The organism is Rhodococcus sp. 14-2470-1a, assembly GCF_002259425.1.
Classification (GTDB): Bacteria; Actinomycetota; Actinomycetes; order Mycobacteriales; family Mycobacteriaceae; genus Rhodococcoides; species Rhodococcoides fascians_E.
The window spans coordinates 172,944-187,117 of record NZ_NPFZ01000016.1; the positions used below are offsets into that span (position 1 = coordinate 172,944).

A 14,174-nucleotide genomic window follows, 5' to 3' on the forward strand; every position below is an offset into this window, starting at 1 on the left:
CCACCGGAGCGGAGTCGGCGAAGCGACCCGAAGACACATTTCCACTCACATAGGGGAAGCGAGCTACAGGGACGAGCCGGTGGACAAGCCCTGGAAGAACCCGGGCGCGAAGTTCGGAATGTCGGTCGGCGCCGGGGCGGGGGCAGGCGCGGGGACCGGTTGAGCCGGAGCCAGATTCGGCAACTGGAACTGCGGAAGCTCCCATTGAGGCTGAGCCTGCTGATGTCCCTGCTCGTCACGGATCGGATCGGCCGAGGCGGTACCCACCACCGCGACGAGCGGAACGGCAACCAGTACCCCGGTGACAGCGGTGCGGGACAAAATCTTTCGAGCGTTCATTCGGATTCCCTTTCGTATGCGTACAACTCGAATCTAGGTACGCACGGAAGGGTCCGAAAGGGAGAAGCGGCTACTCCCAGAACGTCAGCAGTCTTCTGCCAGGATGCGCTCACCAGCGGATGCGCGTGCTTTTGCCTGCTCGGAATCGCCTCCGACCGTGGAGGCTGCTGTGAGTGTGCTCCGAGTCGCGCGGGGTACGCGGATCGCGAAGGCGGACAGGGTCGCAATGGCGCACGCGAGTGCACCGACCAGGAACGCTGCGGTGTAGACGATCTCGCGAGGAACAGATGTGCTCGCGATCGTGTAGGTGGCGAGCATCGTCGTCAGGACCGCGCTCGCAATGGATGTCCCGACTGTTCGAACGATGGAGTTGACGCTGTTCGCGACGCCGGTGTCCGCCGGAGAGACCTCGGCCATCAGCAGGTTCGGGATCGAGGCGAAGGCCAGCGACACGAAGACGTTGACGATCGACGACGCGAGAATCACCTGCCACGTCGTGTCGTGGAACAACGCGAACTGGATGAATCCGACGATGCCGATCGCGCCGCCGCCGATCAGAACCGGCCGTGGGCCGAACCGTCGGATCAGCCCACCGCTCAACGTCGCCGCGACGACGCCCACCGCGGCACCGGGGAGCAGGTAGACGACGCTGGCGGACAGCACGTCGGCGCCGAAACCGTATCCGGCGACCTCGCGCGGTGTCTGCACGAAGTACGAGCACGCCAGGAAGTTGACGAACATGCCGATGCCGACGAACAGCGTCGCGACGCTCGTTGCGAGTAGTGGGCCGTGGGTCAGCATGCGCGGCGCGACGAGCGGGGCGGCAATGCGGTTCTCGAATATCCACCAGCAGGCGAGGACGGCGATGCCGCCGACAGCGCAGAGAACCGTCGGAATCGATCCCCAACCCCACGACCGGCCCTGTGTCAGTGCGAGGAAGAGAAGTACCAGTGCGCCCGCGAGCAGGATCGCACCCCACCAGTCGACCGAGCCGGTTCCGGTGCGTGCGCGCGCGGGAACACCGAACCAGACGAGTGCGATCGCCGCGGCGACGAAAGCGACGGTGAGCCAGAACACACGGTGATAGTCCGCGCCGTCGGCCGTCAGGACTCCGGTGAGCACGAGACCGAACCCACCGCCCGCGCCGAGAGTGCCGGACAGAATGGCCATCGATCCGACGAGGCGGCGCGGGGGCATTTCGTCGCGCAGCAGAGCGAGGGAGATGGGAAACAGCGCGTAGGACAGACCCTGGAGGACGCGTCCGGCGAGCAGAAGTGGCAAGGATTCGGTGACGGCGGCCAGGAGCGATCCGAGCAACACGAGAACCAGGACGGCGATGAGGACGGGTCGCTTGCCGTGCAGGTCGGCGAGGCGACCGATGACGGGGGTCGCGACGACGGCGGCCAGTAGGTTGGCCGTCAGGACCCAACCGGCCGCTGTCGTGCTGACGCCGAGCTGTGTACCGATCGTGCCGATGATGGGGACCACCATCGTCTGAAGGACAGCAAGTGTCATGACGACGAAACAGAGGCCGGGAAGCAGCAGGCGTCCAGGGTGGATCTCGTCGGTGCGAGCCTGGGTGGGCATGACGAAAACCTCGTTACTTTTTCACAAGAGCTAAAGGGAAGACCAAAAGTTTGATGTGTGCATCTAAGTAACTATCAGGTTTGTGCCCGCCGGGAAAGACGAGCGGTGTTCTACGGAGTGCGCGAGCTGCGAGCGCGCTGGCGAAGCTCGGACACGATCTCGTCGTTCCAGATGTGTTCGCGGACCAATCGGTACCGCTCTCGGCTCATCCACATGTACGCCTCGGCGTCGGTCCGGCCCTCGAGAATGTCGGCGGCCCGGACCATCCTGACGACGGGCAGGAACTCCTCACCGAACCATCGGCGCGCGACGGTCGCCCGGTCCACGAATTCGCCCAACTCCTGCATCAACCTGAAACCCCACGCTTCGACCGACTCGCTCAGCTCGGCGTAATCGAACGGGTCGGTCACGGTGACGGCCTCACGAGCCTTCCCGACGAGGGGGACCCGGGACAGGAAAATCCGTCGGTGATCCTTGATCAGCAGGTCACCGCGCCGAGTGATTCCTTCGGGGGAGATGCGGGTGACGATTTCCGTGACGAGCGCGTCGATCGTGGTGCGGTGCATCGCGAACGCGATCGACACCCGGTGATGGCCGTCGAGCACGAAATGCATGGAACCGATGCGGTAGACCTGAATCGGCGGCATCGCCTCGCCTCGCCGCTGCGCCGCAGCAAGACGCTGCCACCGCTCCCTGATCCGAGCCGACGTCGGCCTGAAGAACCGGTCGAAGTCCCGGGTGCGGTCGACACTGCCGACGATCGAATCGACACGAATGACCTGAACACCCAGTTGGCGTTCACCGACCTTGCCGAGCGCGGCGACCACCTCGTCGAACGGCAGGATCGTGTTGATGTCGTCGGGTTGGCGACGCAACCAGCCGACGAGACGCGCCACATCGGCACGCCGACGCTGACGGGTGAAGTCGTTCTCGGCGTCGGCCGCGGGGAATCCGGTGTCACGTGCCATGTCGTCGCCTCACGATGGTCGGTGCTGTGATCTCCCGAGCCCCTCCACCGGGTTCTATGTCCAGCAAGGTGTAGCCGACGGTGTTCACGACGGCTGTGTCGTGCAGTCGAAGATCCGGAGGTGACTGCCCGTGCGGATGAATGTGCCCGTGTAGCAGAACCTGCGGTCGAAGAGACTGCACCGTGTCGTGCAGGCACTCGAATCCGATGTGAGCGGGATCGGTGTCGTCTCCGACGCCGAACGGTGGACTGTGAGTCAGCAGTACATCGACGCCGCGGTCGTCGCCCCGGACCTTCTCTGCCCACGTCTTGGTCCGTGTCAACGTCCGTGCCCGACGCCTCTGTTGGCGCTGGGTCCACTGGTTGGGTCCGCCGTTGTAGCGGATGGACCCGCCGAGACCGGCGATGCGAAGGCCCGCTGCGGTCACGATCCGACGATCCGCGTTGACGGCGCCGACGGGGCCCGGCCAGGTGCTCGGCAGTCCCGCCCGCATCCATCCGGCGCGTCCGGCCGAGTAGCCCGTCAGGTCGGCGTCGTGGTTTCCCGGCACGAACACGCACGGCGCGTTCAGGGCGTCGGTCAGATACTCGAGGTAGTCGAAGGGGAGGTCTCCCGCGCCGAGAACGAGGTCGACGTCCAGTGAACGCACCTGAGAACTCCACAGGCTTTCGATCGTTTCGTCGGAGACGGCAAGGACAGAGACCACGCGGACGACGCTACCGGGCAGCGGTGGTGTTGGATGGACTTCGTGAGCGACAGTGTCATAGCTCGGGTACGCAGTCATCTGCTTGCCGCGATCGGAGACGAGGAGCCGACGCCGTTCTCGGTGACGTTCCTCGGTCTCGAATCGTTGGACGTGTTGACGTTCTTCCCGCGACGCGACGAGTTCGCCCGGTTCGTGACGCTCGGTTGTTCGAGGTATCCGATGTCGGATCCGAGCGAGATGATCGCCGACGCCACCCGCGGTCCTCGCGCCGAGCTGATTCTCGTCACCAGAGTGTTCGACGGGATCGACAAGGATTTCCTGCGGAACCTGGCCAAGCTTGCCGCGACGCCGTCCGTCGAGGGTGTCGTGCTCCGCGAGGATCTCCTGCTGGATCTCGGTGAACCATTGTGGGCGGGTGCGCCGTTCACGGCGGTACTGCTCGGGCGCAGCGACATCGAGGATCTCGAGCTGCCCGAGCCTGCCGACCCGGTCCAGTTTCTCGATGTCGTGCCGATCACGGGCACCGAGGCGGCGTGGGTTCGGCTGCGCGGCGCCGAGGCCCTGCGCGACGCGTGGACGGAAGCGGGAATCGACGTCCGTGACCCGAGCCGGTCCGCCGTGACGCTCTAGAGCCAGTCGTTCTTGCGGAACGTCGCGAACAATCCCACGCAGGCCACGGCCACCACGGCGACGACGATGTAATACCCGTACTTCCAGTGCAGTTCGGGAATGTTGTCGAAGTTCATCCCGTAGATGCCGGCCACCATCGTCGGCAGGGCTGCGATGGCCACCCACGCCGAGATCTTGCGCATGTCCATGTTCTGCTGCATCGTCACCCGCGCCAGCGCGGCGTCGACGAGCGAGCTCAGAACCTCGTCGAACTCCGCTACCCGTTCCGCGACCAGAGTGTGATGGTCCTGCACGTCGCGCAGGTAGCGTCGTACCGCTTTGGGGACAGGATTCTCCGAGCTCTGCGCCAGCTGATTCAACGGCGTCGACAACGGCGTAACGGATCGTCGAAGTTCGACGACCTCACGCTTGAGCAGGTAGATGTTCTCGATCGGTACGTGATGGTGAGGCGAGAAGACCTCTTCCTCCATGACGTCGACATCTCGCTCGATCGAGCCGGTGACCTCGAGATATTCGTCGACGACGTGGTCGGCGACGGCGTGCAGAACGGCCGACGGCCCCAGAGCCAGCTGCTCGGGATTGTTCTCGAGCGTTCGCCGCACACCGGACAACCCCGAATGCTCGCCGTGGCGCACGGTGATGACGAAGTCCCGTCCGAGGAACACCATGATCTCGCCGCTCTCGACGATTTCGTTGGCCGTGGTCACCGATTCGTGTTCGACGTAGCTGATGGTGCGCAGAACGAGGAACAACACGTCGTCGTAGCGCTCCAACTTGGGACGCTGATGCGCGTGGACGGCGTCCTCGACCATCAGTTCGTGGAGGCCGTAGCACTGCGCGACACCGTCCATCTGACCCTCGTCCGGGGCATGCAGACCGAGCCAGACGAAGCCTTCCCCTCGCTTGCGGACCTCGGCTATCGCCGCCGAATGCGTGTACTTGCCCGGCAGCCGGTGCCCGTCGACGTAGACCGCGCAATCGACGATCGCGCGAGCGGTGGGTACGGGAACCTTCGGTCCGGCTGCCTGTCCACGATTGGACGGCCGCAGGGAGTGGAGCGACGGAAGCGACGGCCTCGGAGGTAGAGACGGCATGGCGCGAATCGTACGCCTGCGATACCAACGCCCGGTGCGCCTGAGACACTGGCTGTCGTGCGCATCGACCTCCACACCCACTCCTCGGTCTCCGACGGCACCGACACTCCCGCGGAGCTGGTCCGCGCCGCTCGTACCGCCGGACTCGACGTCGTCGCGCTGACCGATCACGACACCACATCGGGGTGGGACGAGGCCCTCGATGCAGCCCCGACCGGACTGACCGTCGTGCGCGGTATGGAGATGTCGTGCGTCGGCCGAGGGGAAGACGGCAAGCCGGTCCCGGTGCATCTTCTGGCCTACCTGTTCGATCCGAACGACTCGAGCTTCGCCGACGAACTCGCCCGCCTTCGAGGGGAGCGAGCGGCCAGAATCCGGCTGATGGCCGAGCGTCTAGCCGCTGACATCCCAGGCATCGTCCCCGACGACATCATCGCGGCCACCGGCGAATCGGCAGGCAGGCCTCACCTCGCCCGAGCCCTCGTCGACCTCGGCGCCGTCGACAGCGTTCAGCACGCGTTCGACGGCTACCTGTCGACGACCAGCCCGTACTACGTCGACAAAGTGGACACACCGATCCAGCGGGCCGTGGAGATGATCGCGGCGGCAGGGGGCGTCAGCGTCGTCGCGCACGCCCGTGCACGCAAACGCGGACGGATTCTCGACCCGAACCACATCCGCGAACTCGTCCCGCACGGTCTCGGCGGCGTCGAAGTCTTCCACGCCGACCACGACGAGCCGGACACCCACTTCATGCACGAACTCGCCGACGAACTCGGCATCATCGCGACCGGATCGTCGGACTACCACGGAGCGAACAAACCCCTGAAGCTCGGAGAACACACCACCGCGCCGGACCAGTACGAGCGCATCCTCCGCGCGGCGACAGGGTCGACGGTCCCGTCGTGAGCTTCGACACGACCCTCTACCTCACCGTCCTGATCACCCTGTTCGTGATCATGGACCCGCCCGGTGCCATCCCGGTGTTCCTCTCCCTCGTCGGACGCAAGAGCAAGGAAGCACGCAACCGCGCCGCATGGCAGGCACCGGCGGTATCGCTCACCGTCATCACCGTGTTCGCGATCGGTGGCCAGGCCATCCTGAACTACCTGCACATCGGTATCCCCGCACTGCAAGGCGCAGGAGGACTGCTCCTGCTCATCATCGCGCTGTCCCTGCTCACCGGACGCGGAGCCGGCGGCGGCGCCGAAGCCGAAGACGTCAACGTCGCACTCGTCCCACTGGGAACCCCACTGATGGCCGGGCCGGGAGCAATCGCCGCCGTGATCGTCAACGTCAGCCAAGCCGAAGGACACGTCGGATCCCTCCTCGCGGTCGCACTCGCAATAGTGACCATCCACCTCGTGTTCTTCCTCGTCCTCCGATTCTCGACCGTCCTCATCCGCATCCTCGGCGAAGGCGGCATCACACTGCTCGCCCGCATCGCGGGTCTACTGCTGGCCGCAATCGCGGTCCAGCTCATCGCGGACTCCGTCCGCGGATTCATCACAGGAGGCTGACGGTTTGCTACGAGGTTTGAGTGGGGCCGTCACCGCGGGCCTCGTCGTACTGGCCGTCGTCGTCGCCGGCGCACAGTATCTCGGCAGCCAACGGGGATTCCCCGGCCCGGGAACAGTATCCGTCGCCGCGCACATCGCCGCAGCCATCGGCGCCGTCGTGATCCAACACTTCGCGGATCACCGACGCCGCGCCGTCTCCGTCATCGCATCACTACTTGTCCTCGCCGTCGCCGGCATCCTGCTGTGGACACAGTGGTGGGGCTGACGGAGGCTCACTCCGCAGGCTCCGCTCGCGGGTGGGGCTGACGGAGGCTCACTCCGCAGGCTCCGCTCGCGGGTGGGGCTGACGCAGGCTCACTCCGCAGGCTCCGCTCGCGGGTGGGGCTGACGCAGGCTCACTCCGCAGGCTCCGCTCGCGGGTGGGGCTGACGCCGCGGGCTCAGTCCGTCCTGGACCGCAGTCGACGGCAGGGATGTTTGCGCATCACGCGGTCCCGGTGGCAGACTGACCGACCAGTGCAGCCTGCGGTGCCACAGCGCCCGGCTCTTGTCTGCGACGGCGTCACCCGCCTCACGCCATCTTCGTGATTTCCCGACGCTTTTACGCGTCTTTACGTGACTGGGGCAACTAACGTGACTGCTGTGACCGAATCCATCGACAACGCCATCGACCCGACCGCCATCACCGACGAGGACATCTTTCTCGGCCACGTCGGCGGAAAACTCTCGGTCGAACTGACTGCGCCGTTGGACACGCAGCGGGACTTGTCCATCGCTTACACGCCCGGCGTCGCGCAGGTCAGCCGCGCGATCGCGTCCGACGCCTCGCTGGCGAAGCAGTACACGTGGACCGACCGTCTCGTCGCCGTCATCACCGACGGATCGGCTGTTCTCGGACTCGGCGACATCGGACCACGCGCGTCGCTTCCCGTCATGGAAGGCAAGGCGGCGCTGTTCAAAAGGTTCGCCGGCCTCAACTCCATCCCGATCGTTCTCGACACGAACGATGTCGACGAGATCGTCGACACCATCGTCCGGCTCCGCCACAGTTTCGGTGCGGTCAATCTGGAGGACATTTCTGCGCCCCGCTGCTTCGAGATCGAGAAGCGGGTCGTCGAGGCTCTCGACTGCCCGGTGATGCACGACGACCAGCACGGCACCGCCATCGTGGCGCTCGCAGCACTCAACGGCGCCGCGAAGTTCCAGGGCCGACGTACCTCCGAACTGAAGATCGTGATCTCCGGAGCGGGCGCCGCTGGAGTCGCATGTGCCAACATCTTTCTCGCAGCGGGTATCTCGGATGTCGTGGTGCTGGACTCCAGAGGCATCGTCTCCGCCGACCGCGGTGACCTGAACGCCGTCAAGGTCGATCTCGCTGCACGCACCAACCCGCGTGGACTGTCCGGTGGGGCAGGGGATGCGCTCGTCGGCGCGGACGTGTTCCTCGGGGTCTCTGCGGGCAAGATCGACGAGAGCTACATCGCGTCGATGGCGCCGCACTCCATCGTCTTTGCATTGTCGAACCCCGACCCGGAGATTCATCCGGAACGGGCTGCGCTGTACGCGTCGATCGTCGCGACCGGTCGCAGCGACTTTCCCAATCAGATCAACAATGTGCTCGCCTTCCCCGGCGTGTTCAGAGGCGCACTCGACGCCGGAGCGCGACGGATCACCGAAGGCATGAAACTCGCCGCCGCCGAGGCAATCCTCTCGGTACTCGGCGACGAGCTGGCTGCGGACAAAATCGTGCCCAGCCCGCTCGACCCTCGCGTCGCCCCGGCCGTTGCGGACGCAGTTGCGGCAGCAGCGCGAGCCGAGGGTGTCGCGTAGGACAGGGAAACGAAGCGCCCCGAATCACGCCTCACCTGGCTGTGGTTCGGGGCGCTTTCCTGCGTAGGGTCAGCCGGCCGGTGCCGGGCACGGACGCGTACACCGCGAGGGCGAGGAGGCCGTCGACGACGAGTGCGAGCACGGCAACCAGGATGGCGCCGACGAGAACTCGGTCGTAACTGTAGAGCGCCAGACCGTCGAAGATGTAGCGTCCGAGCCCGCCGAGGTTGACGTAGGCCGCGACGGTCGCGGTAGCGATGACCTGCAGGGTGGTGTTCCGAAGACCGCCGAGAATCAAGGGCATCGCGTTGGGGATCTCGACTCGGAACAACACTTGCAATTCGGTCATGCCCATAGCGCGTGCTGCATCGACGACGTCTGCGTTCACGTTCGCCACTCCGGCATACGTTCCGGCGAGCATCGGCGGAATGCCCAGTAGGACAAGGGCGATGATCGGTGGAACGAGCCCGAGACCGATGAGCAGCACGAGGAACACGAGCACGCCGAGCGTCGGAAGCGAACGAAGGGCGTTGACGAGTCCGACGATCAGCACCTCGCCGCGGCGCAAGTGCCCGATCAGCAGCCCGACGGGTACTGCGATCGCCGAGGAGACGACGACGGCGATGAAGCTGTACCAGATGTGTTCGAGGATCCGTGCGCCGATTCCGGTGCTGCCCTCCCAGTTCGCCGGGTCGGTCATGTACGCGAAGGCGTCGGTGAAGATATTCATGCCCGTGCTCGCTTCTTGCCTGCCGACGTTCCGATACGGGTCCACGGCGTCAGTCGACGCCCCAGCAGATACAGCGCAGCGTCGAAGATCAGCGCCAGGAACACGATGGAGATGATCCCCGCGACGATCTGATCCGGGTAGTCACGCTGGTACCCCTGGGTGAACAACTGGCCGAGACCGCCGATGCCGATGACCGAACCGACGGAGACGAGCGAGATGTTGGTGACGGCGACAACGCGGATGCCTGCCACGAGAACCGGAAGTGCCAGTGGCAGTTCCACTCCGATCGCGCGGCGCAACGAGGTGTAGCCCATCGCCTGCGCGGAGTCGACGACGGCGAACGGCACCGAATCGAGTGCTTCGGGGACCACTCTGATCAGGAGCGCGGTGGAGTACACGGCGAGAGCGATGACGACGTTGATCTCGTCGAGAATCCTGGTGCCGAGGATGGCTGGGATGGTCACGAACAAGGCGAGCGACGGGATGGTGAACGCGATGCTGGCCACCGTCAACGTGATTCGGCGGATCCACGAGACGTTGCGAACCAGAGTGCCGACGGGGACCGCGATTGCGAGTCCGATGAGCAGGGGGACCAAGGACAGGTACAGATGAGTCTTGGTCAGGTCGAGAACGACGTCGAAATTGTCGACGAGCCAACGCATCAGAGCGACCCGAAGTGGTGCTCGTTGCGCGCCTCGTCCTCGGCGCGGCGTTGTGCCGCCAGATGCTCGAGAATTTCCGAGCCGTCGAGACTGCCGACGACCGCACCCGACTCGTCCACAGCGACACCGATTCCGGACGGAGACGAAATGGCTGCGTCCAGCGCCTGTCGGAGGTCACCTCCGACGGTGAACAGCGACCCGCCTGCCGCGGTGCTTTCCTGAACACTGCGCCCGGCGCGGATGCCCTCGACACCGGTGACGTCGATCCAACCCAGCGGCGCACGATCGGCCGTGACGACGAGAACCCACTGGCCCTGCTCGAGCCGGAGGCCGTCGAGTTTCTCGACCGGAGAGGTGTCGATGTCGTGCACGGGAACGGCGTCGGCGCTGCGGAAGGACAATCCGCGGTAGCCGCGATCGCGTCCGACGAACGAGGCCACGAAATCCGTTGCGGGTGAAGAGAGTACGACCTCCGGCCGGTCGTACTGCTGAAGCCTGCCTCCCGTCCCGAAGACGGCGATACGGTCCCCGAGGCGTACGGCCTCGTCGATGTCGTGGGTGACGAACACGATCGTCTTCTTCAGCTCGGCCTGCAGCCGGAGCATTTCGGTCTGCAGGTCCTCGCGAACGACCGGATCGACGGCGCTGAACGGCTCGTCCATCAACAGGATGGGTGGGTCCGCAGCCAGTGCACGGGCGACACCGACTCGCTGCTGCTGCCCACCGGACAGCTGAGCCGGATAGCGGTCGGCGAAAGCAGGGTCGAGCCCCACACGTTCGAGGACACCCAGTGCGGCGGTTCGTGCAGCGCGGCGTGGCGTGCCCCGCAACACCGGGACCGTCGCGACGTTGTCGACGACGGTCCGGTGGGGGAGCAGACCCGCACTCTGGATGACGTATCCGATACCGCGCCGCAGCTTCACCGCGTCGGACTCGGCGATGTTCTTCCCGTTCACCGTGATCACCCCGGACGTCGGGGTGATCATGCGGTTGATCATCCGTATGGACGTCGTCTTGCCGCAGCCCGACGGCCCGACGAACACCGTGAACGATTCGGCCTCGATGTTCAGATTCAGCGAATCGACCGCGGTGGTGCCGCTGAGAGTGGAGCCTGCGGAACGACCCCCGGCTTCCGGGTATCGCTTGGTGACGTTCTCGAATGTGATCACGTGCGGCTCTCTCTAGGAGACCGGAGTATCCAGTCCCTGTGCGGTGACCCACTGCTGTGCGGCAGCAGCAGGCTCTGTCTTCGACTCACCGGAGACGGACTGGTTGAGCGCCAGCAGTTCCTCGGTGGTCAGCTTGTCCGAGATGGCGTTCAGCACCGACGTCAGCTTGTCCGACGTCTTGCCCGCGTTGATGACGGGAATGACGTTCTGCGCGGCGAAGTTGAACTCCGGATCCTCGAGGACGACGAGGTTGTTCTCGGCGATCGACGCGGATGTGGAGAAGATGTCGGCGGCCGTGACCTCGCCGGAGGTCAGCGCTCGGACCGTGGCCGGGCCACCACCGTCGGACAGCGGCACGAAGTTGGCCGGATCGATGTTCACGCCGTAGTTCTCGCTCAGCCCGGGGAGGCCGTAGGTGCGCTCGGCGAACTCGGGAGGTGCACCCAACTTGATCTCACCGGAGTAGGGGGCGAGGTCCGCGATGGACGTCAGATTCCACCGGTCGGCGGTCTCCCTCGTCACGACGATGGAATCCTTGTCCTCCGCCGACGCCGGGTCTGCGACGACGAGGTCCGAGCCCAACGCGTCAGGGAGCGCAGCTTCCACGTCGTCCGCCGACGTTGCCGTGGCCTCGGGATCGAGGTACTGCAGCAAGTTACCGGTGTAGTCCGGGATCACGTCGATGGAGCCGTCCTTCAGTGCCGGGATGTACGCCTCACGGCTGCCGATGTTCAGGGTTGTGCTGACGTCGAAGCCGTTGACCTTCAGCACCTCGGCGTAGATGTTGGCGATGATCTCCGACTCGGTGAAGTTCGCCGATCCGACCACGATGGAATTGGGGTCGGAATTGGTGTCACCTCCGCCCGAGGACAACGGATCGGAGTCCTCGCCGCCGCATGCAGTGAGAGCGAGGGCCGCTACCGACAGGGCCGCGACAGCGCGCGCAGTTCGGGTGATCTTCACAAGGAATCCTTCCATCGTGTCCAGCCGTCGCGTTCAGCCTGTTCCAGAGCTGTCCGAGCATGCGGGATGGTGCTTCGAGCGAGTCTAGCCATAAGGTTGTCCGGAGTATTTCTCTCGCAGGGCTCTGTTCCCAGCGTGCGAAACGTTAAACCAGACCACCGACAACTACTCCTCGAACGGAGATCTCTCTCGTGCGTGCGTTCGGCAACCGGCTGGTCGGCTCCCTCGTCCTGGCGTCGGTGGTCACCGCATGCAGCGCCGTGGCCGAGCCGACGGACGCGTCGTCGGTGGTGGTCGGTCGAGGAGACGACACGACGAGTGAACTGCTGGCCGAGATCTACGCGGGAGCGATTCGGTCCGCCGGAGTCACCGTGTCGGTCACGGACGGTCTCGGAGAACGCGGTGACTACCTTGCCGCACTCGACGCCGGGGATGTCTCGCTCGTTCCGGATTTCACGGGCGAACTTCTGCGTACGTTCGATTCGACGTCCACGTCGACGGACGCCGAGGATGTCTTCGTCGACCTGAACAGGTCGTTGCCGGAAGGGTTGTCTGTGGGCGACTACGCGCTTGCGGAAGACCGCATTGCTGTCGCGGTAGCGCCCGACGGGCCGCTTGCCGAACTGACGACAGTCTCGGAATTCGTGGACAACCGCGGTAGGGCGACGTGGGGTGTCGTCGGTGATCCGCCCGACCCGGACCCGATGGAGGTCGCCATGCGGCTGGTTCCTAGCGGAACAGGATCTGTGTTCGAGGACATCGCCGTCTACGTCGATGCAGACGCTGCGACAGCCGCACTCGAGTCCGGCGAGATCGGAGCGTTGGTGTTCAGAACGGCATCGCTCGGCCCGGCGGCGGCGAATCTGCTGACCCTCGAGGACGAACAGTCGGCGTTCAGCGCGGAGAACGTCGTGCCGTTGATGCGCACGGGGACGTTGAACGATGCCGCGACAGCGACGTTGAGTGTCGTTGCGGGCGAACTGACCACAGCGGACCTCGCCGACATGATCGGCGAGGTCCGCAGTGGCGGAGAATCAGGCGATGTCGCTGCTCGTTGGCTCGGCGAGCACAACCTCTGACGATCGCAGACGCGCCCCGAGGAAAGCACCGAGGTGGTGAGTCGCCTCGGCGGCCTCGCGCAGTATCGAGGTCTGCAGATGCGCGACGTGCCACAGCTTCTCGTACTCCACGTACTCGACCTCGTTGCCCTGCGTCAGTAGCCGATCGTGAAAATCCACGATCTGCGAGTAGAGCACCTCGGCCTTGCCGACGTGCATGACGATGGGCGGAAGTCCGGACAGGTCTCCGTGCAACGGCGCGAAGCCCTGATCGAGTGGATCCCCGTCGCCCAGGTACGCTTCCGCGGCCGCGAAGGACCAAGCGGTGTTGACGACGATGTCCCGGGGGAACGGCGCGTCGCGAGCACCTGGATCCACCCACGGCGAGATGAGGCCCAGCGCAGCCGGTTTCACACCGTCGTCGACGAGATGCCGGGCCGTCGCGACGGTCAGCCCGCCGCCCGCGGAATCGCCGGCGATGGCAATCCTGTCCGGCGTGTATCCGTGTGCCTTGACGAGTTCGCGGAACGCCGCGACGGCGTCGTTCAGCCCGGCGGGATAGGGGTTCTCGGGCGCCAGGCGATAGTCGAGAACGTACACGGCACTAGCCGATTCGCGCGCCAGGTGGGCAGCGAGCGAACGGTGCGTCGAGATGGATCCGATGGTGTACGCGCCGCCGTGCAGATACAGAATCGCAGTATCGCGCTCGGTTGCTCCGACGGTGATCCGCTCGGCGGGTCGGCCGGCAAGCGTCGTCTTCAGGCTGACGGCGCCGTCGGGCATGGTCTGCAGCGGAGAAGCCAGATCGAGGATCCGTCGCTGCACCGACACCGGCAACCTGGCGTCGAGGGCCAAGCGGTAGAACGGTTTCAGTGCGGCGGCGACCAGCGGAAGCGGCAGGTAGAAGGACTTCATCGTC

At 65.3% G+C, this 14,174-nt stretch carries 16 protein-coding genes; 6 read left to right on the forward strand and 10 right to left on the reverse strand.

The window, feature by feature from the left end; translation table 11 throughout:
- Positions 1–63 precede the first annotated feature (63 nt).
- From CH292_RS09095 to CH292_RS09110, 4 genes are all read right to left on the reverse strand, one after another.
- A complete protein-coding gene (locus CH292_RS09095) occupies positions 64–339 on the reverse strand; it encodes a hypothetical protein (protein ID WP_019665369.1) in 276 nt (91 codons plus the stop codon).
- Positions 340–423: 84 nt separating this feature from the next.
- Positions 424–1,926, reverse strand: a complete 1,503-nt coding sequence (locus tag CH292_RS09100) for an MFS transporter (RefSeq protein WP_094654521.1) — start codon at positions 1,924–1,926, stop codon at positions 424–426.
- A 110-nt stretch (positions 1,927–2,036) separates the two neighbouring features.
- The gene (locus tag CH292_RS09105) at positions 2,037–2,894 is read right to left on the reverse strand and encodes a hypothetical protein (RefSeq protein WP_019665367.1); all 858 of its coding nucleotides are present in this window, start codon (positions 2,892–2,894) and stop codon (positions 2,037–2,039) included.
- The gene (locus tag CH292_RS09110) at positions 2,884–3,600 is read right to left on the reverse strand and encodes a metallophosphoesterase (RefSeq protein ID WP_037141238.1); all 717 of its coding nucleotides are present in this window, start codon (positions 3,598–3,600) and stop codon (positions 2,884–2,886) included. Before CH292_RS09110 ends, CH292_RS09105 begins: the two co-directional genes overlap by 11 nt.
- 33 nt (positions 3,601–3,633) lie before the next feature.
- Between CH292_RS09110 and CH292_RS09115 the strand changes: the two genes are divergently transcribed.
- Positions 3,634–4,230: a suppressor of fused domain protein gene (locus CH292_RS09115; protein ID WP_094654522.1), complete on the forward strand. Its 597-nt coding sequence runs from the start codon at positions 3,634–3,636 to the stop codon at positions 4,228–4,230.
- Here the strand turns inward: CH292_RS09115 and CH292_RS09120 are convergent.
- A complete protein-coding gene (locus tag CH292_RS09120; RefSeq protein WP_026347831.1) occupies positions 4,227–5,324 on the reverse strand; it encodes a magnesium and cobalt transport protein CorA in 1,098 nt (365 codons plus the stop codon). The two genes, CH292_RS09115 and CH292_RS09120, sit on opposite strands and share 4 nt — an antisense overlap.
- Before the next feature lie 57 nt (positions 5,325–5,381).
- On the opposite strand from CH292_RS09120, the gene CH292_RS09125 reads away from it, so the two are divergent.
- From CH292_RS09125 to CH292_RS09140, 4 genes are all read left to right on the forward strand, one after another.
- Positions 5,382–6,233, forward strand: a complete 852-nt coding sequence (locus tag CH292_RS09125) for a PHP domain-containing protein (RefSeq protein WP_020113102.1) — start codon at positions 5,382–5,384, stop codon at positions 6,231–6,233.
- Complete coding sequence (locus CH292_RS09130) at positions 6,230–6,844, forward strand: MarC family protein (RefSeq protein ID WP_019665362.1); 615 nt, start codon at positions 6,230–6,232, stop codon at positions 6,842–6,844. Before CH292_RS09125 ends, CH292_RS09130 begins: the two co-directional genes overlap by 4 nt.
- 16 nt (positions 6,845–6,860) lie before the next feature.
- Complete coding sequence (locus CH292_RS09135) at positions 6,861–7,109, forward strand: hypothetical protein (RefSeq protein ID WP_019665361.1); 249 nt, start codon at positions 6,861–6,863, stop codon at positions 7,107–7,109.
- 367 nt (positions 7,110–7,476) lie between these two features.
- Positions 7,477–8,673, forward strand: a complete 1,197-nt coding sequence (locus CH292_RS09140; protein ID WP_020113101.1) for an NADP-dependent malic enzyme — start codon at positions 7,477–7,479, stop codon at positions 8,671–8,673.
- Positions 8,674–8,704: 31 nt separating this feature from the next.
- Here the strand turns inward: CH292_RS09140 and CH292_RS09145 are convergent, their stop codons facing one another.
- Genes CH292_RS09145 through CH292_RS09160 form a run of 4 tightly spaced genes read right to left on the reverse strand, consistent with a single transcriptional unit; the run spans position 8,705 to position 12,212 of the window.
- Entirely contained in the window at positions 8,705–9,403 is a 699-nt protein-coding gene (locus CH292_RS09145) for an ABC transporter permease (RefSeq protein WP_033188066.1), read from the reverse strand.
- Complete coding sequence (locus CH292_RS09150) at positions 9,400–10,065, reverse strand: ABC transporter permease (protein WP_019665358.1); 666 nt, start codon at positions 10,063–10,065, stop codon at positions 9,400–9,402. Before CH292_RS09150 ends, CH292_RS09145 begins: the two co-directional genes overlap by 4 nt.
- Positions 10,065–11,234, reverse strand: a complete 1,170-nt coding sequence (locus CH292_RS09155) for an ABC transporter ATP-binding protein (RefSeq protein ID WP_094654523.1) — start codon at positions 11,232–11,234, stop codon at positions 10,065–10,067. Before CH292_RS09155 ends, CH292_RS09150 begins: the two co-directional genes overlap by 1 nt.
- 12 nt (positions 11,235–11,246) lie before the next feature.
- Positions 11,247–12,212, reverse strand: coding sequence for an ABC transporter substrate-binding protein (locus tag CH292_RS09160; protein ID WP_170947450.1), 966 nt, complete (start codon positions 12,210–12,212; stop codon positions 11,247–11,249).
- A gap of 176 nt (positions 12,213–12,388) precedes the next feature.
- Here CH292_RS09160 and CH292_RS09165 point away from each other — a divergent pair, with 176 nt between their 5' ends.
- Positions 12,389–13,276, forward strand: a complete 888-nt coding sequence (locus CH292_RS09165) for a glycine betaine ABC transporter substrate-binding protein (protein ID WP_033188067.1) — start codon at positions 12,389–12,391, stop codon at positions 13,274–13,276.
- Here CH292_RS09165 and CH292_RS09170 read toward each other — a convergent pair.
- A complete protein-coding gene (locus tag CH292_RS09170) occupies positions 13,232–14,170 on the reverse strand; it encodes an alpha/beta hydrolase (protein WP_019665354.1) in 939 nt (312 codons plus the stop codon). The two genes, CH292_RS09165 and CH292_RS09170, sit on opposite strands and share 45 nt — an antisense overlap.
- Positions 14,171–14,174: the final 4 nt, after the last annotated feature.